General features: G+C 71.2%; 20 protein-coding genes. 8 read left to right on the top strand and 12 right to left on the bottom strand.

What is annotated here, in order from left to right:
• Nucleotides 1–14: 14 nt before the first annotated feature.
• The 4 genes from AB0I89_RS31435 to AB0I89_RS31420 all read right to left on the bottom strand — a co-directional run bounded on the left by AB0I89_RS31435 (nucleotide 15) and on the right by AB0I89_RS31420 (nucleotide 4,555).
• Nucleotides 15–1,703 (bottom strand): methylmalonyl-CoA mutase family protein, encoded by a 1,689-nt coding sequence (locus tag AB0I89_RS31435; protein WP_357134203.1) that lies wholly within the window; start codon nucleotides 1,701–1,703, stop codon nucleotides 15–17.
• Nucleotides 1,704–1,809: 106 nt separating this feature from the next.
• Entirely contained in the window at nucleotides 1,810–2,223 is a 414-nt protein-coding gene (locus tag AB0I89_RS31430; RefSeq protein WP_357134201.1) for an Asp23/Gls24 family envelope stress response protein, read from the bottom strand.
• 146 nt (nucleotides 2,224–2,369) lie between these two features.
• Nucleotides 2,370–3,374: a methylmalonyl Co-A mutase-associated GTPase MeaB gene (gene meaB, locus AB0I89_RS31425; RefSeq protein ID WP_357134200.1), complete on the bottom strand. Its 1,005-nt coding sequence runs from the start codon at nucleotides 3,372–3,374 to the stop codon at nucleotides 2,370–2,372.
• Complete coding sequence (locus AB0I89_RS31420) at nucleotides 3,371–4,555, bottom strand: acetyl-CoA C-acetyltransferase (protein WP_357134198.1); 1,185 nt, start codon at nucleotides 4,553–4,555, stop codon at nucleotides 3,371–3,373. Before AB0I89_RS31420 ends, meaB begins: the two co-directional genes overlap by 4 nt.
• Nucleotides 4,556–4,617: 62 nt before the next feature.
• On the opposite strand from AB0I89_RS31420, the gene mce reads away from it, so the two are divergent.
• The 5 genes from mce (at nucleotide 4,618) to AB0I89_RS31395 (ending at nucleotide 12,337) form a co-directional block, all read left to right on the top strand.
• Nucleotides 4,618–5,091, top strand: coding sequence for a methylmalonyl-CoA epimerase (mce, locus tag AB0I89_RS31415; RefSeq protein ID WP_357134195.1), 474 nt, complete (start codon nucleotides 4,618–4,620; stop codon nucleotides 5,089–5,091).
• A 308-nt stretch (nucleotides 5,092–5,399) separates the two neighbouring features.
• Entirely contained in the window at nucleotides 5,400–6,755 is a 1,356-nt protein-coding gene (gene ccrA, locus AB0I89_RS31410; RefSeq protein WP_357134257.1) for a crotonyl-CoA carboxylase/reductase, read from the top strand.
• A gap of 310 nt (nucleotides 6,756–7,065) precedes the next feature.
• On the top strand, nucleotides 7,066–8,331 hold the full coding sequence (locus AB0I89_RS31405; protein WP_357134193.1) for a cell division protein DivIVA: 1,266 nt from the start codon (nucleotides 7,066–7,068) through the stop codon (nucleotides 8,329–8,331).
• Nucleotides 8,332–8,508: 177 nt separating this feature from the next.
• On the top strand, nucleotides 8,509–10,752 hold the full coding sequence (locus AB0I89_RS31400) for a hypothetical protein (RefSeq protein WP_357134191.1): 2,244 nt from the start codon (nucleotides 8,509–8,511) through the stop codon (nucleotides 10,750–10,752).
• 490 nt (nucleotides 10,753–11,242) lie between these two features.
• Nucleotides 11,243–12,337: an AI-2E family transporter gene (locus AB0I89_RS31395; RefSeq protein WP_357134189.1), complete on the top strand. Its 1,095-nt coding sequence runs from the start codon at nucleotides 11,243–11,245 to the stop codon at nucleotides 12,335–12,337.
• A 69-nt stretch (nucleotides 12,338–12,406) separates the two neighbouring features.
• On the opposite strand, the gene AB0I89_RS31390 is transcribed toward AB0I89_RS31395, so the two are convergent.
• The 7 genes from AB0I89_RS31390 to AB0I89_RS31360 form a co-directional block, all read right to left on the bottom strand.
• On the bottom strand, nucleotides 12,407–13,204 hold the full coding sequence (locus AB0I89_RS31390) for an alpha/beta hydrolase (protein WP_357134187.1): 798 nt from the start codon (nucleotides 13,202–13,204) through the stop codon (nucleotides 12,407–12,409).
• Nucleotides 13,205–13,270: 66 nt separating this feature from the next.
• Nucleotides 13,271–13,594, bottom strand: coding sequence for a hypothetical protein (locus AB0I89_RS31385; RefSeq protein ID WP_237747203.1), 324 nt, complete (start codon nucleotides 13,592–13,594; stop codon nucleotides 13,271–13,273).
• Nucleotides 13,595–13,610: 16 nt separating this feature from the next.
• Nucleotides 13,611–14,762 carry a hypothetical protein gene (locus AB0I89_RS31380; RefSeq protein WP_357134184.1) on the bottom strand — a complete coding sequence of 384 codons (1,152 nt, stop codon included), beginning with the start codon at nucleotides 14,760–14,762 and terminating at the stop codon, nucleotides 13,611–13,613.
• A complete protein-coding gene (locus AB0I89_RS31375) occupies nucleotides 14,759–15,253 on the bottom strand; it encodes a SigE family RNA polymerase sigma factor (RefSeq protein ID WP_357134182.1) in 495 nt (164 codons plus the stop codon). Before AB0I89_RS31375 ends, AB0I89_RS31380 begins: the two co-directional genes overlap by 4 nt.
• A gap of 40 nt (nucleotides 15,254–15,293) precedes the next feature.
• Nucleotides 15,294–17,084 carry a 3-hydroxybutyryl-CoA dehydrogenase gene (locus AB0I89_RS31370; protein WP_357134179.1) on the bottom strand — a complete coding sequence of 597 codons (1,791 nt, stop codon included), beginning with the start codon at nucleotides 17,082–17,084 and terminating at the stop codon, nucleotides 15,294–15,296.
• 119 nt (nucleotides 17,085–17,203) lie between these two features.
• Complete coding sequence (locus AB0I89_RS31365) at nucleotides 17,204–18,370, bottom strand: alpha/beta hydrolase (RefSeq protein ID WP_357134177.1); 1,167 nt, start codon at nucleotides 18,368–18,370, stop codon at nucleotides 17,204–17,206.
• Between the two features lie 103 nt (nucleotides 18,371–18,473).
• Entirely contained in the window at nucleotides 18,474–18,839 is a 366-nt protein-coding gene (locus AB0I89_RS31360) for an FHA domain-containing protein (protein ID WP_357134175.1), read from the bottom strand.
• 307 nt (nucleotides 18,840–19,146) lie between these two features.
• Between AB0I89_RS31360 and AB0I89_RS31355 the strand changes: the two genes are divergently transcribed.
• Nucleotides 19,147–20,643, top strand: coding sequence for an aldehyde dehydrogenase family protein (locus tag AB0I89_RS31355; protein ID WP_357134173.1), 1,497 nt, complete (start codon nucleotides 19,147–19,149; stop codon nucleotides 20,641–20,643).
• 79 nt (nucleotides 20,644–20,722) lie between these two features.
• Entirely contained in the window at nucleotides 20,723–21,382 is a 660-nt protein-coding gene (locus tag AB0I89_RS31350) for a class I SAM-dependent methyltransferase (RefSeq protein WP_357134171.1), read from the top strand.
• Nucleotides 21,383–21,388: 6 nt separating this feature from the next.
• Here AB0I89_RS31350 and nucS read toward each other — a convergent pair whose 3' ends face one another.
• Nucleotides 21,389–22,048, bottom strand: coding sequence for an endonuclease NucS (nucS, locus tag AB0I89_RS31345; RefSeq protein WP_357134169.1), 660 nt, complete (start codon nucleotides 22,046–22,048; stop codon nucleotides 21,389–21,391).
• A gap of 71 nt (nucleotides 22,049–22,119) precedes the next feature.
• Here nucS and AB0I89_RS31340 point away from each other — a divergent pair, with 71 nt between their 5' ends.
• Nucleotides 22,120–22,737, top strand: coding sequence for a DUF4126 domain-containing protein (locus tag AB0I89_RS31340; protein ID WP_357134167.1), 618 nt, complete (start codon nucleotides 22,120–22,122; stop codon nucleotides 22,735–22,737).
• Nucleotides 22,738–22,897: the final 160 nt, after the last annotated feature.

Here is a 22,897-nt window from a genome sequence, read left to right as displayed (position 1 = left end):
GAGGGGCCGGGGGGTCAGAAGCGGGCGGGTTCGCGGTAGGTGCCCCACTCGGCTCGCAGGGCGTCGCAGATCTCGCCGAGCGTGGCCTCGGCGCGGACGGCGTCGAGCATGGCGGGGATCATGTTCCCGTCGGTGCGGCTGACCTCGACCATCCGGGTCACCGCCGCGCGCACCGCGGCCTCGTCCCGCGCGCTCTTGCGCTCGGCGAGCACCCGGCGCTGCTCCAGCTCCACCTCGTGCGAGATGCGCAGGATCTCCAGTTCCTTGGCGACCGTGCCGGTGTGGCGGTTGACGCCGACGATCTTCTTGTCGCCCTTCTCCAGGGCCTGCTGGTAGACGAACGCCGACTCGGCGATGTGCCCGGTGAACCAGCCGTCCTCGATGCCACGCAGGATGCCCGAGGTCATCGGACCGATCTGGTGCGGCCCCTCCCCGCCGAGCTGGCGGATGCGGGCGAAGATCTCCTCCGCCTCGGCCTCGATCTTGTCGGTCAGCGCCTCGACGTACCAGGAGCCGCCGAGCGGGTCGGCCACGTTGACCACGCCGGTCTCCTCCATCAGCACCTGCTGCGTCCGCAGGGCGATCTCGGCGGACTCGTCGGTGGGCAGCGCGAGGGTCTCGTCGAGCGCGTTGGTGTGCAGCGAGTTGGTGCCGCCGAGCACCGCGGCGAGCGCCTCGACGGCCGTCCGCACGACGTTGTTGACCGGTTGCTGCGCGGTCAGCGACACGCCGGCGGTCTGGGTGTGAAAGCGCAGCCAGAGCGCCTTCTCGCTGGTCGCGCCGTAGACGTCGCGCAGCCAGCGGGCCCAGATCCGGCGGGCGGCGCGGAACTTGGCGATCTCTTCGAAGAAGTCGAGGTGCGAGTCGAAGAAGAAGCTCAGTCCGGGCGCGAACACGTTCACGTCGAGTCCGCGCGAGAGACCCAGCTCGACGTAGCCGAAGCCGTCGGCGAGGGTGTACGCCAGCTCCTGCGCGGCGGTCGAGCCGGCCTCGCGGATGTGGTAGCCGGAGACCGACAGCGGCTTGTAGCGCGGGATCTCGGCCGCGCAGTACTCCATCAGGTCGCCGATCAGGCGCAGGTGCGGCTCGGGGTCGAACAGCCACTCCTTCTGCGCGATGTACTCCTTGAAGATGTCGGTCTGCAACGTGCCGTCCAGCGTGGACAGGTCGGCGCCCTGCCGCTCGGCGGCGACCAGGTACATGCAGAACACCGGCACGGCCGGGCCGGAGATCGTCATGGAGGTGGTGACGCCGGCCAGGTCGATGCCGTCGAAGAGCGCCTCCATGTCGGTGGCGGTGTCGATGGCGACGCCGCAGTGCCCGACCTCGCCGAGCGACTGCGGGTCGTCCGAGTCGCGGCCCATCAGCGTCGGCATGTCGAACGCGACCGAGAGGCCGCCGCCGCCGGCGCCGAGGATCATCTTGTAACGCTCGTTGGTCTGCCGCGCGTTGCCGAAGCCGGCGAACTGCCGGATCGTCCAGGTCCGACCGCGATAGCCGGTGGGATACAGACCCCGGGTGTACGGGTACTCGCCCGGCCAGCCGATGCGCTCGAAGCCCGGGTAGGAGGTGCCCTCGGGCGGCCCGTAGACCGGGTCGACGGTCATCCCGGAGAGCGTGGTGAAGTCGGCGTCCCGCTTGCGCGCGGAGTCGTACCGGGCCTGCCAGCGTGCCCGTCCGGCGGCGATCTCGTCGGCGTCCATGCGCGGGGCTCCTCCTCGGTTGCTCGACCAGCACACCGAGTGTAGAGCCCTTGCCTGAACGATCGCTAAGTCAGGCCATACCGGCGGGTAACCAGACGAGCCACGATCAACCGGCGGCGCCCGGCTGGTTCAGCTCGATGTCGTCCACCGTGACGTTGACCTGCGTGACCGACAGGCCGTACTTCTCCACCGCCTCGATGACCGCGGCTCGCACCGCCTCGGTCACGTCGGCCACGACGGAACCGGCGTCGATCACCAGAACCACGTTGACGACGGCCGAGGTGCCCTTCACGTCGGCCGAGACGCCCCGGCGGGCGTCGCCCACCTCGTCCAGGCCGACCTTGTCGAGCACGCTGTTGAAGAACCGGGCCACGTCACCGCCGAGGTCGGCGACACCGGGAACCGCGCGAGCGGCCGCACCGGCGATCTTCTCCACCACCTCGTCGGACACCGACGTCACACCCCGGGCCGCGCCCGTCGTCGGCTGCGTCGTGCCGGCGTTCTCCACCGCGTCCGTCATGCTCACGTCTCCCCTGGTCCCGGTGCACTGTGGACCGACCTGATCGTCGGTCCGCCGCGTGGCAGGTCGCTGCCGGCCGCGAGCCTACTAAAACCGGAGGGCGCTTCGCGTCCAGGCGCGCGGGTCGCGCGGCCGTTCGGGCCGGGTCAGTTCGCCAGTTGGGCGAGCAGCTCGTCCGCAGCCGCGTACGGGTCGAGGTCACCGGCAGCGACGGAGGCGGCGAGCGTGCTCAACTCCGTACCGTCGCGCAGTGAGCCGATCCTGGCGCGGAGGGCGCCGAGCGCGATGGCCTCGATCTCGGCGGCGGCCCGCGCCTCCTGCCGGCGACGCAGCTCGCCGTGCTCGACCAGCCAACCGCGGTGCTTGTCGAGGGCGGCGGCGATGTCGTCGATGCCCTCGCCCCGGGCCGCGACCGAGCGGACCACCTGCGGCCGCCACTGCCCCGGCCCGCGCTCGCCGAGCGCGATCATGCCCTGGATGTCGCGGACCGTGGCGTCGACGCCGTCCCGGTCGGCCTTGTTGACCACGAACACGTCGGCGATCTCCAGGATGCCGGCCTTGACGGCCTGGATCGCGTCGCCCATGCCCGGGGCGAGCAGCACCAGCGTGGTGTCGGCCAGCGAGGCCACCTCCACCTCGGCCTGCCCGACGCCGACGGTCTCCACCAGCACCACGTCGCAGCCGGCGCCCTCCAGCACCCGGACCGCCTGCGGCGTCGCCGCCGCCAGCCCGCCGAGATGCCCCCGACTGGACATCGACCGGATGTAGACACCCGGGTCGGTGGCGTGGTCCTGCATCCGCACCCGGTCGCCGAGGATCGCCCCGCCGGTGAACGGGCTGGACGGATCGACCGCCAACACGCCGACCCGATGGCCCCGCGCCCGCAGCGCGCGGACCAGCTCGTTGGTGGTGGTCGACTTGCCCACCCCGGGCGAGCCGGTCAGCCCGACCACCTGGGCTTGACCGGCGTACGGCGCCAGCGCGGCGGCGATCGCCGGCAGCAGCGCGTCGCCGTTCTCCACGAGGGTGATCAGGCGGGCCACCGCCCGGGGGTCACCGGCGCGGGCCCGCTCGACCAGCAGCGGTACGTCCCGGCTACGGCGCACCGACGTGGCTCCCGCCGCCGGAGCGTGCCCGGTCGTCTCGCTCACTGTGCCGGAACGTGGATGATCAGCGCGTCACCCTGGCCACCGCCGCCACACAGCGCCGCCGCGCCGGTGCCACCGCCGCGACGCTTCAGCTCCAGGGCGAGAGTGAGTACGAGACGCGCGCCGGACATGCCGATCGGGTGGCCCAGGGCGATCGCGCCGCCGTTGACGTTGACCTTGTCGGGGCTGATGCCGAGGTCACGCGTGGACTGGATGCCGACCTGAGCGAAGGCCTCGTTGATCTCGATGAGGTCCAGGTCCTCGACGCTCAGGCCGCCCTTCTTGAGGGCGTGGTTGATCGCGTTGGACGGCTGCGAGTGCAGGGAGTTGTCCGGGCCGGCCACGTTGCCGTGCGCGCCGACCTCCGCCAGCCAGGTCAGGCCCAGCTCGGTGGCCTTGGCCTTGCTCATCACGACCACCGCGGCGGCGCCGTCGGAGATCGGCGAGGAACTGCCGGCGGTGATGGTGCCGTCCTTGGCGAAGGCGGGCCGCAGCTTGGCCAGCGACTCCGCGGTGGTGTCCGGCCGGATGCCCTCGTCGTCGCTGATCACCAACGGGTCACCCTTGCGCTGCGGGATCAGCACCGGGGTGATCTCCTCGGCGAAGTGGCCGTTCTTCTGCGCGGCGGCGGCCCGCTGGTGGCTGGTCGCGGCGAACGCGTCCTGCTCCTCGCGGGTGATGCCGTGCCGCGCGCCGAGCCGCTCGGTCGACTCGCCCATCGAACAGCAGTCCCAGGCGTCGCTGAGCCCGTCGTGCGCCATGTGGTCCTTGACCACCACGTCGCCGTACTTGTAGCCGGTGCGCTGACCCATCAGCAGGTGCGGCGCGTTGGTCATCGACTCCATCCCGCCGGCCACCACGATGTCGAACTCGCCGGCCCGGATGAGCTGGTCGGCGAGGGCGATCGCGTCCAGGCCGGACAGGCAGACCTTGTTGATGGTCAACGCCGGCACCGACATCGGCACGCCGGCCTCGACCGCCGCCTGCCGGGCCGGGATCTGACCGGCGCCGGCCTGGAGAACCTGACCCATGATCACGTACTGGACCTGGTCGGGGCTGACACCCGCCCGCTCCAGGGCCGCCTTGATGGCGATCCCGCCGAGCTTGGTGGCCGGGAGATCCTTGAGGTTGCCCAGCAGCCGGCCCATGGGGGTCCGCGCGCCGCTGACGATCACCGAAGCCATGCCTGCCTCCGAGGGGGGTGCCGAGCTGTACGCCTGAACGATGGTTCGGCCAGACTAGCGCCATGACAGAGAACTCCCCCGTCGAGCCCGGTGCGGACTACGTCACAGACATCGGACTTCGCAAGATCGACCACGTCGGCATCGCCGTCGCCGACCTGGACGCCGCGATCGACTTCTACCAGCGGACCTTCGGGATGCGCTGCGTACACGTCGAGACCAACGCCGAACAGGGCGTACGGGAAGCGATGCTGGCCGTCGGGCCGACCGCCGAGGGCGGCTGCGTGCAGTTGCTCGCCCCGCTCACCGCGGAGTCGACGATCGCGAAGTTCCTGGATCGCAACGGGCCGGGCGTGCAGCAGGTCGCGTACACCGTGGCGGACATCGACGTGGCCTGCGCGGCGCTGCGTGAGCGGGGGATGCGGCTGCTCTACGACGAGCCGCGACGCGGCACCGCGGACAGCCGGATCAACTTCGTCCACCCCAAGGACGCCGGCGGCGTCCTGATCGAACTGGTCCAACCCGCCGCCACGCATTGACGGCTTGAAGGAAGGGCCCTTTGTTAACGCCTCGCGTATAGCAGGGGGCCCTTCCTAACGCCTGGCGAGGGCGCGCTCACACGCACGTCCGTGCGCGGTTCTCGCCCTGGTCGGGCAGCTTCACGCATCGGTGGATGCAGTTTTTCACAGAGGACTTCCGGCTTTAGCTACCGTTCAGTAACGTCCCGGCCCACAGGAGCGCGGCCGGTGCCGGATGTGTCGAATGCCGACATGGCGGTCGCGTCCCACCGGCGCCGACGATGGCAGCACCCGGGCCCGCGCGGGTGTGGGACGAACCGGAGGTCACCGTGCAGGACATCCTCGAAGCGATCATGGCGGCGGAGGAATCGAACGACCCGGACCGGGAACTGGCCGGCGTCGCCGGACTTCCCGTACCGGAGAGTTACCGGGGCGTGGTCGTCCGCGCCGAGGAGTCCCGGATGTTCGACGGCATGTCCACCCGGGACAAGGACCCCCGCAAGGCGCTGCACGTGCAGGAGGTGCCGACGCCGGAACTCGGACCGGGCGAGGCGCTGATCGCCGTGATGGCCAGCGCGATCAACTACAACACGGTGTGGACCAGCATCTTCGAACCCGTATCCACTTTCCGGTTCCTCGAGCGCTACGGCCGGGTCTCCGAGCTGACCCGTCGGCACGACCTGCCGTACCACGTGGTCGGTTCGGACGCGGCCGGCGTGGTGCTGCGTACCGGTCCCGGGGTGACCCGGTGGGTGGCCGGCGACGAGGTCGTCGCGCACTGCCTCTCGGTCGAACTGGAGGACGCCGCCGGGCACGACGACACGATGCTCGACCCGCAGCAGCGGATCTGGGGCTTCGAGACCAACTTCGGCGGGCTGGCCGAACTCGCCGTGGTCAAGGCCAACCAGCTCATGCCCAAGCCGCGCCACCTCAGCTGGGAGGAGGCCGCCAGCCCGGGGCTGGTCAACTCGACCGCGTACCGGCAGTTGGTCTCCCACCACGGCGCCAACATGAAGCAGGGCGACGTGGTGCTGATCTGGGGCGCGTCCGGTGGCCTCGGCGGGTACGCCACCCAGATGGCCCTCAACGGCGGCGCGATCCCGGTCTGCGTCGTCTCCTCGCCCGAGAAGGCCGAGCTGTGCCGCAGCATGGGCGCGGAGCTGGTCATCGACCGGGCCGCCGAGGACTTCCGGTTCTGGAGGGACGACCAGACCCAGGACCCGGACGAGTGGCGGCGGTTCGGTGAGCGGATCCGCGAACTCACCGGTGGAGAGGACCCGGACATCGTCTTTGAGCACCCCGGCCGGGAGACGTTCGGCGCGAGCGTCTACGTGGCCCGGCGCGGCGGCACCATCGTCACCTGCGCGTCCACGAGCGGCTTCCAGCACCAGTACGACAACCGCTACCTCTGGATGCATCTCAAGCGGATCGTGGGCAGCCACTTCGCCAACTACCACGAGGCGTGGCAGGCCAACCGGCTGGTCGCGCTCGGCAAGGTGCACCCGACGGTGTCCCGCACCTACTCCCTCGAACAGACCGGTCAGGCCGCGTACGAGGTGCACCGCAACGCGCACCAGGGCAAGGTCGGCGTGCGCTGCCTCGCGCCGTCGGACGGGCTGGGTGTCCGGGACGGGGAGCTGCGGGCCCGGCACGAAGCGGCGATCAACCGGTTCCGGGGGCACTGAGCGGGACACTTCCGGGGGCACTGAGCGGGACACCGGCCGGACGGATGAGCACCCGATGGCCAATGCGGTGATCGGCCATTGTTCTTCCACCCCCATTAGCCCGAACCCATGCGGGTCGAACAAAGGGTCACGGGAGACACCCCGTGGCCCTTTTTCGCGTCACGCTGCGTGGCGTCCGCCCGGCCCGGGACCTGCCAAGATCGCCGATTGGTCCGGCCCCGGGGGCCAGGGCAGTTGACCATGTAAAGAGGAGACGAAAGCTGCGTACCGCTCTTGCGAAGCACCCTGGGGCGTCTGCCAGTATGTCCCAATGCCCCAGCAGCAGTCCTCCCCTCTCGCGTTCTTCGATAACGCGAACTCGCAGCCAGATTTCACCGTTGGCCTGCGCGGATACAACACTCACCAGGTCGATGACTTCATCGGCCGGATGACCGCCGCGCTGACCCAGTCCGAGCAGGCCCGTGCCGAGGCCGAGCAGCGGATGAACGACGCCCAGCGTCGCCTCCGCCAGGCCGAGCAGCGCATGAGTGCGCTGGAGCAGAAGCTCACCGACACCAACAAGCAGCTCGAAGAGAACAGCCGGCCCACCCTCTCCGGGCTCGGCACCCGCGTCGAGCAGATCCTCCGGCTCGCCGAGGAGCAGGCCAACGACCACCGCAACGAGGCCAAGCGCGAGTCGGAGGGCATCCTCTCCGCCGCCCGCCTCGAGGCGCGGGAGATCACGGACAAGGCCCGCGCCGAGGCCGCCGCGATGAAGGCCACTGCGGAACGCGAGGCGGGCAACCTGCGTACCGCCGCCGAGCGGGAGGCCGCCGAGGTCCGGGTGCAGGCCCGCCGCGAGGCCGACACGCTGCGCGCCGACGCTGACCGCGAGACCAAGCAGCTCCGGACGGTCACGGCACACGAGGTGGCCGAGCTGAAGTCGACCGTGGAGCGGGAGGTGGCCACCCTGCGCGCCACCGCCGAGCGGGAGATCACCCAGCAGCGGGCCAAGGCCGCCCGCGAGGCCGAGGAGAAGCGCGCCGAGGCCACCAAGCTGCTGACCGACGCGCGGGACAAGCGCGACAAGGACCTCCAGGCCCTGGAGCTGCAACTCGCCGAGCGGCGCGAGAAGGCCGAGCGCGAGGAGTCCGAGCGGCACGCCGCCCAGGTGGCGCAGACCCAGAAGATGGTCAGCGAGGCCGAGCAGCGCGCCCGCGCCGCCCAGGAGCGCGCCAAGGAGATCGAGCAGCGCGCCGAGGCCCGTCGCGTCGAGTCGGAGCGCAACGCCGCCGAGACGGTCGACAAGGCCAAGGCCCAGTCCGACAAGATGCTCAACGAGGCCAAGGCCGAGTCGCAGCGTCTACTCACCGAGGCCCGCACCGAGGCCGAGCTGACCACGCAGGCCGCCCGCCGCGAGGTCGAGGACCTCACCCGGCAGAAGGACGCGGTCACCTCGCAGCTCGGGCAGATGCTCTCCGGGCTCGCCGGCATCGTGCCCGGCGTTCCCTCGTCGCCGCCCGCCGCGGCGGCGAAGCCCGAGACGAAGAAGACCGACGGCGCTCAGGAGCGGGTCACCGCGGAGACCGCCGGCTGACGCGAGGCGTCAGGTTGGGGCATCGACGGCGCGAGGTGACACCGGGTAACCGGTGTGACCTCGCGCCGTGTGCGTTTCCCAACCCTTGGTGTGGTGCCCTCGCCACGGAGTGAAGTAGGTCCCACAAGCGGCGTCCGTATCGCCCCAGCCGCGGGCGATGCGTGTGAGGATGGGGGCATGTCGCACGGCGAGGAACTGTTCGCTCTCGGCGGGGACGTGACCACGGAGCCCAGCTTCGAGTCCGCTCTCCGGGGGTACGAGAAGAAACAGGTTGACCGGTACGTCGCACGTGCCGAGCACGAGATCGCGACCCTCGCCGCCGAACGGGAACAGGCCTATACACAGATCCACAAGCTCGCCGGCCAGGTCGAGGTGCTGCAGCGGGATCTGACCCAGGTCCGCAAGCAGATGAACGTGGTCGACCGGGCTTCCTTCCGGCATCTGGGTCCCCGGGTCGAGTCGATCCTCACCCTCGCCGAGGAGCAGGCCGAGCAGATCCTGTCCGCGGCCAACGAGGAGATCGACGCCCGTCGGGCCGCCGCCGAGCACATCATCGAGGAAGCCCGCGAGCAGGCCGCCCGGGCCTTGAAGGACTTCGAGATCGCTCTCGCCGCCCGGCGCCAGGAGGAGGAGCGGCACAGCGCCTCCCGCCGCGCGGAGGCGGACGCGACCCTGCGCTCGGCCAAGGACGAGTCGGCAAAGCTGCGCAAGGCAGCGCAGGACGAGCTGGCCAAGGCCCAGCAGGAGGCCACCCAGCTGCGGGACGCCGCCAAGGAGATTCACACCCGGGCCCAGCAGGAGGCCACCAAGCTGCGCGAGGAGGCCCGCGAGGCGCTGGCCACCGCCCGCCAGGAGGCGGCGGAGCTGCGCGAGGCGGCCAAGGAAGTGCACGTCAAGGCCCAGCAGGAGGCCAAGCGGCTCACCGACACCGCGACCGAGGCGGGCCGGGCGACCCACGCCAAGGCCCAGCAGGAGGCCAAGCAGATCATCGACGACGCGTCGATGGCCGGCCGGGCCACCCGGGCCAAGGCCCAGCAGGAGGCGGAGCGGCTCACCACGCAGGCGTCCGAGGCGTCCAAGCGCAGCCGGGCCGAGACCGAGGCGTACGTGCAGCGCATGCGCGGCGAGACCGAGGCGTACGTGCAGCAGTCCCGGGCGCAGACGCAGCAGGAACTCGGCGCCTGGCGGGCGGGCGTGGAGCAGGAGGTCAACTCGCGGCGCGAGGCGGCCGATCGGGAGCTGGCCCAGCGCCGGTCCACCGCCGAGCAGGAGTTCGCCAAGCGCCGCGACGAGCTGGACAAGCAGCACGAGTCCCGCCAGCAGGAGTTGGAGTCGGGCTGGACCGCGCGCCGCGACGAGCTGGAGACCGAGTACACCGCGCGCCGCGACGAGCTGGAGACCGAGTACACCAGCCGCAAGAACGAGATCGAGCAGGGCGCGGACGCCATCCGGCAGGCGGCCGAGGCGGACGCGGCGACCCTGCGCCAGCGCGCCGAAACCGAGGCCGCCGAGATGCTGAGCCGCGCCGAGACCGAGGCAGGCGACAAGCGGCGCAAGGCCGACGAGCACGTCGCGGCCTCACGCCGCCAGTTCGAGGAGTACGCGGCCACCACCCAGCAGCATCTCGCGACCACGCAGCAGCACCTGGCGGCGACGCAGCAGGAGGCGGCGGCGGGTCGGCAGCAGCTCGCTCAGGTGATGTTGGAGATCGCGCAGGCCCAGCAGCAGCTCGCCGACCTGCGGCAGGAGACCTGGAAGGCCCGGCAGGAGTCCGACGAGATCGAGCGCCAGATGGCCGAGCTGCGGCTGCGCACCATCACCGGCCCGGTCGACGGTCCGACGTCGCCGGCGACCGGCGACCGCCCCGACGCGCCGGCCAGTGCCGCGACCGTGGCGGCCAACGGCAGTGCCGCGACCGTGACGGCGGGCAGCGGGACCGGTCCGGGCGACGGCGACGCTTCCGCCGTGCCGGCCGAGGCCGCGACCGTGTCGGCCAGCGGGGGCAGCGGCCCGGGCGACAGTGACGACGCCACTGCCGGTGACGGTACGGCCGGTAGCGGAGCGGCGGGTGACGGTGCTGGCGGTAGCGATGCGGCGGGTGACGGTACGGCCGGTAGCGATGCGGCGGGTGGCCTCAAGGCCGCGCCCGCCGACGTCCGGCAGCCGGCGAACGCCAGCGCCGATGAGGCCGGGCAGGCCGGCACTCGACCGGTGGCCGAGCCGATGACGACTGTCGACGGCGGCACGGCCAGCGCCGGGGTGGACGGCGAGCCGACGGTGGCCGCCGTTCCGGGCGAGGGTGGCCGGGGCGCCAAACCAACCAAGATCACCAGTACGGGTGAGAACGGCAAGCGGCCCACCAAGCCGACCACCGACGAGCGCAGCGCCAAGCCCAGCAAGGTCACCATCGAGAAGGACTGACGGGACGCCTCCGACAGATTCGTGATCGACTCGACATCGCTGATGTCGGGCTGTCCCGCTGCCCAAGACACCCCGACATCAGGGATCTGGAGTGGACCATTGCCGTTCACCGGAAAGAGGGTGGGTCGCTGAGCGGCCGACGACACGAGTGGAGCACCATTGACGGTGTTGTGGTCGACAGTGACCACCGCACCGCCACTGCCGTCGCCCGTTCCCACCGCCCGACCGGGAGGTCCTGGTGCCGCAGCACGATCCGTCGGCCGAGGATCCGGACCTGAGCGCATACCGCCCGCCGGCCGAGAGCCCGTCCGGCGACGACCCGGCCATGCCCCCTGGTCCCCCGTCCGCGAAACCGCCACCGCCGGCGGAGACGCCACCAGCGGAGACGCCACCACCAGCGGGGACACCTCCACCGGCGAGAACGCCACCGCCGGCGGAGACGCCACCAGCGGAGACGCCACCACCAGCGGAGACGCCACCACCGGTCCCGGTGCCAGCCCCGGGATTCGACCCGGACGAGCCTCCAGCGGTCCCGTCGGGGAAGTTCGGCACGCCGGGGCGTCCGCTACGGCGCAGCAGTTTCCTGATCGGCTTCACCGGCGCGCTGGGCGTGCTGCTGGCGTACACCCTCTATCTGGGGATCCGGAATGCCGGCGGCATTCTGGTGCTGGTGGTGATCGCGCTCTTCCTGGCGGTGGGCCTCAACCCGGCGGTGGTGCGCCTGCGCACCTGGGGTGTGCCCCACGGCCTGGCGGTGGCGGTGGTGGCGCTGACCGTGGTGCTGCTGCTCTGCGGCGGCATCGTGGCGCTGGTCCCGCCGATCGTGACGCAGTCCGGGCAGTTCATCGACCAGATTCCGAGCCTGCTCGACGAGTTGCGTCGCAATCCCACGGTCAACGACCTGGTGGAGCGGTACGACGTGGTGGAGCGGGTGCAGGGCGCGGCCAACGCCGACACCATCGGCCGGGCCCTCGGCGGGGTCCTCGGTGGCGCCCAACTGATCTTCGGCACGGTGTTCCGGACGCTGACCGTGCTCGTGCTGACCATCTACTTCCTGGCCTACTTCAACCGGCTGCGTTCCCTGGGCTACGCGCTGGTGCCCCGGTCCCGCCGCGAACGGGCGGAGTTGATCGGTGACGAGATCCTGGCCAAGGTGGGCGCGTACATGGTCGGCGCGTTGAGCATCGCGGTCCTGGCCGGCGCGACCACGTTCGTCTTCGCGCTGATCGTCGGCCTGCCGTACCCGTTCGCGCTGGCCGTGGTCGTCGCCGTCACCGATCTGATCCCGCAGATCGGCGCGACCCTGGGCGCGGTGATCGTGAGCCTGGTCGGCTTCGCCGCCGACCTACCCACCGGCATCGCCTGCGCGGTGTTCTTCCTCATCTACCAGCAGATCGAGAACTACCTGATCTACCCGAAGGTGATGCGGCGCTCGGTCGAGGTCAACGAGGTCGCCGCCCTGCTGGCGGCACTGCTCGGCGTGGCGCTGCTGGGCGTGGTGGGCGCGCTGATCGCCATCCCCACGGTGGCCGCGCTGCAACTGATCCTGCGTGAGGTGGTGCTCCCCCGCCAGGAGCGCAACTGACGCCGCCGGAACGCAACTGACGCCGCCCGAAGCGGGACCGACGCCGCCCGAAAGCGGAACTGCGCGGAATCAGTCGGCCGGGCGGGGTACGGGCGTGTCGGCGAAGGCGGCCACCGTCCGGTCGGCGTACGCGCTGACGTCGCCGGTCTCCATCGGCCCGTCCCAGGTCGTCGGCAGGGGCACGTCGACCCCGGGGTTGACCCGCTTGACGATCTCGTCGAGCACCGTCTCCGCGTCGCCCACCCAGAGGTGCTTCGCACCGGGCACCCCGACCACCTCGGCCTGCGGCACCGCCGCGAACCGCTCCCGCGCCTCGACCGGACGCAGGTAGTCGTCGAACTCGGGCACCAGCGCCACCAGCGGCCGACCGGACGTGCTCCAGGTCGCCAGGTCGTCCGGCGTCGAGAAGCGCAGCGGCGGGGAGAGCAGGATCGCTCCGGCCACGGCCGGGTCGCAGCCGTACTTGAGGGCCAGGTCGGTGCCGAACGACCACCCGACCAGCCAGATGTTGGGCAGTTCGGCGAACTCCGCGTACTCGATGGCGGCGGCCACGTCGTACCGCTCGCCCACCGCGCCGTCGAAGGCGCCCTCGCTGGTGCCGCGCACGCTGCTGGTGCCCCGGGTGTTGAACCGCAGCACGGCCAGGTCGGCCAGCGCCGGCAGCCGCCAGGCCGCCTTGCGGAACACGTGGCTGTCCATCATCCCGCCGTGCGTGGGCAGCGGATGCAGGCAGACCAGGGTGCCCACCGGGGGCCGGTCGGCCGGCAGAGCCAGCTCGCCGACCAGCCGCAGCCCGTCGGCGGTGTGTAGCTCGATGTCCTCCCGGCGGCCGGGCAGGATCGACGACGCGCGGATCGCTGTGCTCACCGCCCAAGTCTGTCGCGAAGTCGCCGCCGCCGCCCACCGAGGCACGAACAGGGTGATCCAGATCGCTCAGTAGCGCGGCGTGCCCCGGCCGCGCTGCACCGCCGGCCCGCGCCGTTCCCGGGCACGCCAGCAGCCGCTGTGCCAGTGCCGACGGTCGGTCAGGTCACCCAGGCCGTCGGCCGGCCAGGCCACCAGGTGCGCCACCCCGGGGCGGATCTCCTGGTCACAACCGGGGCAGCGGTACGTCTTGACCGACGCGCCCGCCCCGATCCCGCGTACCTGCCAGGCGCCGTCGGTCCACTGCTGCACCGAGGCGACACCCTGGCGAGCCCGGTCGGCGTCCAGGTTGGCGTTCTCGTCCCGGCGAGGGCGATTGCGACGGGGGCTCACGCACCCAAGGTTACGGTCACTCCCAGCTGGCCGGCTCGCCAAGGTCGTCGGCCACCCGGAGCCCACCGATCACCGTGCTGACCTCCGCGTCCGTGGGGGACCGCTCCCAGCGGTTCTCGTACCCCATCGACAGCAGCGTGTTGGGGATGCCGAGGACGTGCCAGAAGTCGCCCATGTCGAACACCGGCCTGCCGGCGATCTCGCGGTTGGCTTTCCCTCGGTCGCCGGAGGGCGGACGGGGTGAGTAGTACAGCCGTACGGGCAGGGTGGCCTTGCCGTCGAGCTTGACGATCAACGCCACCTCGGTCTGGTCCGAAACGCCTCCCGGCATCTGCGTAGGAGTTGTGGTTCCGGTCACGTTCGCAGTGCGTGGCCAGGCCAGCCGCCGTACCGACACGTCGCACTCGCTGATCCGGGCGCCCTGCGGCAGAGCGGTCAACCGGATGGGCGCGACACAGCGACGGGCCTCGTCGAACCGAAGCGCCGCCGCCGTCCGGCGGATCTCGGCGTCGGTGTCCCCGAGTGCCGAGACCCGGGCGTACAGGCCCGGGGCGGGCTGCCAGCGCAGGACCCAACCCCGCGCGGGCTGGTCCAGCCGACGTATCACCCCGTTGTACCTTGAACCGGGGTCGGACCGGCCGGTCCGGTCAGGATCCGTGTCACTGGTGGAGTCGCCCGTCCGGTCGGGGCCGATGTCATGAAGCTGGCTCGGGTCGCCGATCTCGGCCGACTGCGGGTCGGCGGCCACGATCGCCATGGCCTGCACGCCACCCCCCAGGTCCAGTCGCATGCTCTCGGCCTGGCCCGCCGAGCGCCAGGCAACCGGCTTCGCGACCGTCGGGTCGATGCCGAAGTGCAGCAGCCCCGGGTCCGTGCCAACCAGGTCAGGACGCGTCGCTGCCCCGGGGACCCCCGGCGCCAGCGGTGGCGTGACCACGACGGGACTGGGCGTGACGGTCGGCTGTGGCGGTGCGGCCGAGGGCATGCGCAGTGCCACGCCGGTCCCGAGTACCACCGCGACGCCAAGCCCGGCCCCGATGACGGCACGTCGCCGCCGTCGACGGGCCCGTCCCCCGTTCACCGCCGCCGTCATCAGGCGATCGGTGTCCACGTGCCCGTCGGCGTGCTCCCGCAGTGCCCGTGCGATCCACTCGTCGAGGTCGGTCACGGCCGGCTCCCGTTCGTCGTGGAAACGCCGTGGCGCTCCCGCAGCTGACTGAGCGCCCGCATCGCATGAGTGCGGACGGTGACCGGTGAACAGCCGAGGATCTGGGCGATGGTGAGGTCGTCGAGGTCCTCGTAGTACCGCAGCACGAGCACCGCACGCTGCCGGTCCGGCAGACCGAGGATCAGTCTCCACATCTCGTCCCGGTCGGCCGAGTCGCTGCTGAAGTCGCCGCGCCCCGGCCGGTCGGCGAACTCCGCCGTGGCCATCTCGTGGCTGGATCGGCGACGCCACCAGGAGGTGTTGGCGTTGACCATCATCCGGCGCACGTAGACGTCCGGGCGGTCAGCACGGGAGATCCTCCGCCAGTGCACGTACGCCCGGGACAGCACCTCCTGGGTAAGGTCGTCGGCCCGGTGCTCGTCACCGGTCAGCAGTCGAGCCAGCCGGACGAGCGCTGGCCCGCGACTGCTGACGTACTCCTCGAAGGTCACATCACTCAGACGCCGTCGCCGGTGCCCGGCGTTGACGCGGTCAGCGGTGCGAGTGGTCGCGGAAGCCGCGACGGGTCTTGCGACCCAGGTAGCCGGCGGTGACCAGGTGCTCCAGCAACGGCGCGGGCGCGAAGCCCGGCTCGCGCAGCTCCAGGTACAGCTCCCGCTGGATCGCCAGCGAGACGTCCAACCCCACCACGTCGAGCAGCTCGAACGGGCCCATCGGGTAGCCGCAGCCCAGCTTCATGGCGTGGTCGATGTCGTCGGCCGTGGAGTAGCTGGCCTCCAGCATCTTGACCGCGTCGTTCAGGTACGGGAAGAGCAGCGCGTTGACGATGAAGCCGGACCGGTCGCCGCAGACCACGCCGGTCTTGCCGAGCGCCGCGCAGACGGCCCGCGCGGTCGCGGTGGTCTCCGGTGAGGTACGGATGGTCCGGACCACCTCGACCAGCGGCATGACCGGCGCCGGGTTGAAGAAGTGCAGGCCCACCACGTCGGCCGGGCGCTGGGTGGCCATCGCCACGTCGATCACGGGCAGGGACGAGGTGGTGGTGGCCAGCACCACGCCCGGCTTGCAGATCTCGTCGAGGCTGGCGAAGAGCGCCTTCTTGACGCTCAACTCCTCGACGACCGCCTCGACGACCAGGTCGACGTCGGCAAGATGGTCGAGGGTCGCCGTCCAGGTGATGCGGCCCAGCGCCGCGTCCCGGTCGGCCTCGGCGAGCTTGCCCCGGACCACGCCCTTGTTCAGCGACGTCTTCACGGCCTCGCAGACCGACGCGGACTTCTCCGCGCCCCGGGTCACCGAGACGACCTCGTACCCGGCCCTGGCGAACACCTCGACGATCCCGGTGGCCATCGTCCCGGAACCCACGACGCCCACCTTGGTGATGGCGCGCGCGCCGTCGGCGAGCGCGGCGTCCGCCGCCGGCGGCGTCGTTTCATCGGGTACGACCTTCGGCGAACCGGGCCGCTCGTAGGTGTAGAAACCCCGTCCGGACTTGCGGCCCAGCAGCCCCGCCGTGACCATCTGCTTGAGCAGCGGCACCGGGGCGTGTCGGCGGTCCCGGCCGCCCCGCCGGTACATGGTGTCCAGGATTTCGTACGCGGTGTCCAGGCCGATCAGGTCCATCAGCGCCAGTGGGCCCATCGGCAGCCCGCAGCCGAGCTTCATCGCGGCGTCGATGTCCTCCCGGGTCGCGTAGTGCGACTCGAACATCCCGACCGCGTGGTTGAGGTAGCCGAAGAGCAGCGCGTTGGCGATGAAGCCGGCCCGGTCGTTGATGGTGACGTCGACCTTGCCGAGCCGGGCGCACAGCGCCTCGACGTCGGCCACGACCTCGGGGGCGGTGACGACCGTGCGGACCACCTCGACCAGCTTCATCACCGGGGCGGGGTTGAAGAAGTGGATGCCGATCACCTGGTTGGGCCGGCTGGTGGCCACCGAGATCTCGGTGACGCTCAGCGACGAGGTGTTGGTGGCGAGGATGGCCTCCGGCTTGCAGACCCGGTCCAACTCAGCGAAGATCCGCTGCTTGAGGTCCAGGTGCTCGGGCACCGCCTCGATGACCAGGTCCACCGAGTGCAGCGCGTCCAGTCCGACCGCGAAGCGCACCCGCTCGTGTAGGGCGTCGCGGTCCGCCTCGGCGAGCTTGCCCTTGGCGACCGCCCGGTCGGTGGAGCCCTTCAGGGTGGCCCGACCGCGCTCCAGCGCCGGCTCGGCGATCTCGACCGCGAGGACGTCGATGCCGTTGCGGGCGAAGACCTCGACGATGCCGGCACCCATGGTGCCCAGCCCCACGACACCGACGGTGCTGAACTCCCGCGCCACGACCGGCCTCCCCAGACACTCCGCACGGCCACTGAACGGCCGCTAAGGTATGCGCGCGAGTCTGCCACGTGCCGCAGGGTTGTCGAGACGCCGTGGGATATTTCACCCACGACGCGGCCCTACCCGGCCTGCCCGTCGGTCAGCGCCAGCAGCTCCGCCACGAACTCCCCCGGGCGCTCCAGGTGCGGGCTGTGCCCGCAGCCGGGCAACACCACCTCACGGTACGCGCCGCCGGCCGCCGCGTACCGCTCCAGCACCGCCCGGGTCTGGCCGACCATCGGTTGCGGCGGGCAGTCCTGCGCCCCCGGCCATCCGGCCACGACACCCAGCGAACCGAGGTACGCCAGGTCCAACAGCGACGTGTCCGAGACGATCACGTCGGCGTCGCCGCGTACCCAGGTGACCGGAGGCTTCTCGGCGACGGCCACCAGCTCGTCGGCGACCCGGAACCAGGTCGGCGCGAGCGCGTTCAGCACGCCCCGCTTCCCGGGCACGGTGCCGGGCCAGTTCTCCGACTCCGCCGACGTGCCCGGGTAGTTGTCCTCGCCGATCGCCGTGGACAGCACGCTGTCGAGCAGCAGCTCCTCGTCGACGCCGAGCGAGGCCGAATCGGCCACGTAGGTCGCCCGCAGCACCTCACGCGGACTGGCCGGGCCCTCGGTGCCCCGATCGCCCGCGGCGAGCCGGGCCACGAAGTCCCGGTTGGCGGTGCCAGCACCGGTACCGGCGAAGTCGGGCGTGGTCGGCGTACCGCTCAGGTCGCGCGTGCCACCGAAGCCGTACGGCGACACCGGCGCGGCCAGCAGTAGCGCCCCCACCCGGTGCGGATGGTCGACCAGCAGCCGCATGGCAACTCCCCCACCGAGGGAGTGCCCGACCACGACCGGCCGGACCCCACCACCGGCGTCAGCGCCGCTGCCGTCGACGCCGCTGCCGTCGACGCCGCTGCCGTCGACGCCGCTGCCGTCAGCGCCGCTGCCGTCAGCGCCGCTGCCGTCGACGTCGGGGAAGAGCGTCGGGTCGTCCAGCAGGGCGGCGACGTCGTCGGCGAAGTCCCGCAGGCCGCGGGTGGCGTCCACCGGGGCGGTCGCCGAGTCGCCGAACCCCCGCAGGTCGGGAGCGACGACCCGCAGCGTCGGTGGCAGCCGTCGGATCAACGGCTCCCAGAACAGCGATGAGGAGCAGTTGCCGTGGACCAGCAGCAACGGAGTTCCGTCCGGCGGACCGGCCACCCGTACCGCCTGGCGTATACCGTTCGCCGTCACGACCCGCTGCTCGGTCTCCATCCGCGGCATGCTGCCACGTCGGTCCACGGGGGTCCAGGTGTCGGACAGCCACCCGTCGGCACCGCCGGAGTGTGGCCGACGGCCAGTGGCCGCCCCGGCGGGGTCAGCGGCGGGCGCCCGGTGGCGAAGCCAGCGGCAGTGGCAGCGTCGGTCGGATATCGCGTCGGGACACCCCGAAGCTGAGCCCAACCGGATCCGTGTGGGCGACCCCCGGATCGAACAGGCGCAGCTCGGTGCGGCCGAGCCGGATCACGTCGCCGTCGCTGAGGCGCTCCACCTCGGTGATCCGGCGGTCGTTGAGCCAGGTGCCGTTGGTCGAGCCCAGGTCGCGCAGCGACGCGCCCTCGGGAGCCAGCCACACCTCGGCGTGCCGGCGACTCAGATGCGGGTCGCTGATGACCACGTCGCCGGTCGGCGCCCGGCCGATCACCTGCGGCTCACCCCGCAGGCGAAAGCTTGCTCCGCGCATCGGCCCACCTGCGACCGTCAACAACGGCATCAGTTCCGGATGTTCCTCCATGGACAGTCAGCCCTCCACCCCACACCGTTACTCCGCGCGTCAGCCTGCCATCAGACGGTAATCGTCAATACCGACCGGCCGGTCAGCTCCTCGTCACCTCCCGGTCACCCGCTGTTCGACGATTCGGATGGTCACCCTTCGGCAACCGGGTCCTGACCTGCACTGATCAACGAGCGGGTGGGTGGACGCGACTCCCGCCCCGGCACCCCGAGATCGCGGCCTACCGGTGAGTAATCTTCGGGTCTAGACTTCCGCCATGACGGCTGTGCATGTCCCCGGCACCCCCCTCATCGAGGCGCACCAGCTGGTCTCCACCAGTCCGGCCACCGGCGTCGAGGCCGGCCGCCTCCCCGTCGCCAGCGACGCGGACGTACGGCAGGCCGTCGAGCGCGCGCGTTCCGCCGCCGAGTGGTGGGCCGGTCTGGGCTTCGCCGGCCGTCGCCAGCGGATGCTGCGCTGGCGGGCGCTGCTCGCCAAGCGGGTCGAGCAGCTCGCCGAGTTGATGCACGTCGAGGGCGGCAAACCGGCCGCCGACGCCATCGTCGAGATCGCCAGCGCGATCGAACACGTCGACTGGGCCGCCCGCAACGCGCGCCGGGTGCTCGGCCCACGCCGGGTACGGTCCCGGCTCGTCCTCGCCGAGTTCTCCGCGCACCTGGAATACCAACCGCACGGCGTGGTGGGTGTGATCGGGCCGTGGAACTATCCGGTCCTCACCCCGCTCGGCTCCGCCGCGTACGCCCTGGCCGCCGGCAACGCCGTCGTGCTCAAGCCCAGCGAGTACACGCCCGTCGTCGGCCAGTGGCTGGTGGACACGTTCGCGGAGGTGGTCCCCGAGCAGCCGGTGTTCACCGCCGTACACGGGCTCGGCGACGTCGGTGCCGCGCTGTGCCGTTCCGGGGTCGACAAGGTGGCCTTCACCGGCTCGACCGCGACCGCCCGCAAGGTGATGTCCGCCTGCGCCGAGACGCTGACGCCGGTGCTGATCGAGGGCGGCGGCAAGGACGCCATGATCGTCGACAGCGACGCCGACCTGGACGCCGCCGCCGAGGCGTGCGTCTGGGGCGCCATGACCAACGCCGGCCAGACCTGCATCGGCATCGAGCGCGTCTACGCCGTCGACACGGTCTTCGACGCCTTCGTCGACAAGGTCGTCGCCCGCGCCGGCCGGCTGACCGTCGGCCCCGACGGCGCGGACATCGGCCCGATCACCATGCCCGGCCAGATCGACGTGATCCGCCGCCACATCGAGGCCGCGGTCAGCTCCGGCGGTCGCGCCCTGGTCGGCGGCCCGGACGCGGTGCAGCCACCGTACGTGCATCCGACCGTGCTGGTGGACGTACCGGAGGAGTCGGCCGCCGTCCGCGAGGAGACCTTCGGTCCGACGGTGACCATCAGCCGGGTCCGCGACGTCGACGAGGCCGTCGCCCGCGCCAACGCCGTGTCGTACGGCCTGGGGGGTTCGGTCTTCGGCCGGCAGCGTGCCGTGAGCATCGCGCGACGCCTGCGCTCGGGGATGACCTCGGTCAACTCCGCGCTGACCTTCGCCGGGATGTCCACGCTGCCGTTCGGCGGCGTCGGCGACTCCGGCTTCGGGCGGATCCACGGCGAGGACGGCCTCCGCGAGTTCGCCCGCGCCAAGGCCATCACCCGGCGTCGAGCGCGCTCACTGCTGCCGTCGATGACGTTCGACCGCACCCCGACCGACGTGGCACGTCTCGTCAAAGCCATCAAGGTGATGTACGGCAGGTGAGTGTCGGATAGCCGATCTGCGCCGTGATCGGCGTATCCACATGTTTATACGTCGTAGGCACGGCGGTACATTGCGTTAAATGGGCCACAATCGATTGCGACACAGCCTTGTCGACAGTGACCAGTCGTGGAGCGCTCGGCAGCGGCGTCGTCGTTCGGAGTGGCTGGCGCGCACCTTCCCCGACATCGGCGACATGCACGTCGTCGACCTCGGCGGCCGGCTCGGCACCTGGCACCGCGCCACCGTCCGGCCGGCCCGCGTCACCGTGGTCAACCTGGAACAGCCGCCCGCAGCCGTACCCGAGTGGGCCCACGTCGAGCAGGCCGACGCCTGCGACCTGCCACCCCGTGTCACCAAGGGCGCCTACGACCTGGTCTTCTCCAACTCCGTGCTGGAACACGTCGGTGGGCACGAGCGCCGACTTCGGTTCGCCGCCGCGGCCCGTTCGCTGGCCGATCGGCACTGGGTGCAGACGCCCTACCGCTACTTTCCCATCGAGCCGCACTGGATCGCGCCCGGCATGCAGTTCCTACCGATCCGGATGCGCACGGCGCTCGCTCGCCGTTGGCCCCTCGGCCACAAACCGACCCGCAGCCACGAAGCCGCCATCCACCAGGTGCTCTGGACCGAACTGCTGGACCGTTCGCAGATGCGCCACTACTTTCCCGACTCGACAATGCTCGTCGAGCGGGTCTTCGGCCTGCCGAAGTCGTTGATCGCCGTACGGACCGGGCGGTGAGCCGGGTCAGAAGAGGGTCAGTTCGTCCTTCTCGATGCCCCGCAGCCGGTCGTAGTTGACGACGACGCACCGGATGCCCCGGTCGGCGGCGAGCACCCGGGCCTGCGGCTTGATCTCCTGCGCGGCGAACACGCCGGTGACCGGGCTGAGCAGCGGGTCACGGTTCATGAGTTCGAGGTAGCGGGTCAACTGCTCCACGCCGTCGATCTCGCCACGCCGCTTGATCTCGACGGCCACGGCGCCGGAGTTCGCGTCCCGGCAGAGCAGGTCCACCGGGCCGATCGCCGTCATGTACTCGCGGCGCACCAACGTGAACCCCTCGCCCAGCACGGTCGGGTTGGCCGCCAGCAACTCCTGCAGGTGTGCCTCCACCCCGTCCTTACGCAGGCCGGGATCGACACCCAGCTCGTACGAGGTGTCCTGGAAGACCTCCTCCAGGGTGATCCGCAACTCCTCGCCGGCCTTGTTGACCACCCGCCACACGCCGGGGGCCTCCTCCAGCCGGCACGGCGGGCTCATCCAGTTCAGCGGCTTGTACGCACGGTCGTCGGCGTGAATCGACACCGACCCGTCCGCCTTCACCATCAACAGCCGAGTCGCCGGCGGCAGGTGAGCCGAGAGCCGTCCGACGTAGTCCACCGAGCACTTCGCAATGACCAACCGCACCCGACGAGGGTAGCCGAGCAGTCCGCCACCGCCACCGAGCGGCACTGGCGCGTCGGTGCGATGCTGAGACCGTGTTCGAAGTTCTCACCGGCACCGGCCTCGCCGCCTCGGCAGGGCTGAACGCCTACATACCCCTGCTCGTCCTCGGCCTGCTCGGCCGCTACACCAACCTGATCGACCTGCCCAGCGGCTGGACGTGGCTCGGCAACGGCTGGGTCATCGTCATCCTTGCCGTCCTGCTCGCCGTCGAGATGGTGGCGGACAAGGTGCCGGTCGTCGACCACGTCAACGACGTGGTGCAGACCGTCGTCCGGCCCACCGCCGGTGGCCTCGCCTTCGGGGCCGGCTCGTCGTCGGAGACCGTGACCGTCAGCGACCCGGGGAGCTTCTTCTCCAGCCACCAGTGGGTGCCGGTCGCCACCGGCGTACTCCTCGCCTTCGGTGTACACCTGCTCAAGTCCGCCGCACGCCCGGTGATCAACGCGACCACCGCCGGGTTCGGCGCCCCGGTGGCCAGCACCGCCGAGGACGCGACGAGCGTGGTCATGTCCCTGGTCGCGGTCATCCTGCCGGTGCTCGTACTCGCCTTCCTGGTGGGGTTGGTCGGCTTCGTCTACTGGTTCCTGCGTCGACGCTCCGAACGCCGCCGAGAACGTCAGGCGGCCCGCGCCGCTGGCTTCCGCGTCTGACCGGCAATCCGAAGGTACGGCGATGGCCGGCACCCGTTGTCGGGGTGCCGGCCATCTGCGTGTTCTTAGCTGTTCCAGTTGTGGGCGACCAGGTCGGTGGCCTGCTGCTCCCACTGGGCGTAGGCGTCGGGGTAGGCGGAGACCTGTACGGTCTGGGCGG

The organism is Micromonospora sp. NPDC049801 (genome assembly GCF_040656575.1).
Lineage (GTDB): Bacteria > Actinomycetota > Actinomycetes > Mycobacteriales > Micromonosporaceae > Micromonospora.
Note: the sequence above shows the minus strand (reverse complement) of the source record. Positions and strands in the feature narration are given on the sequence as shown.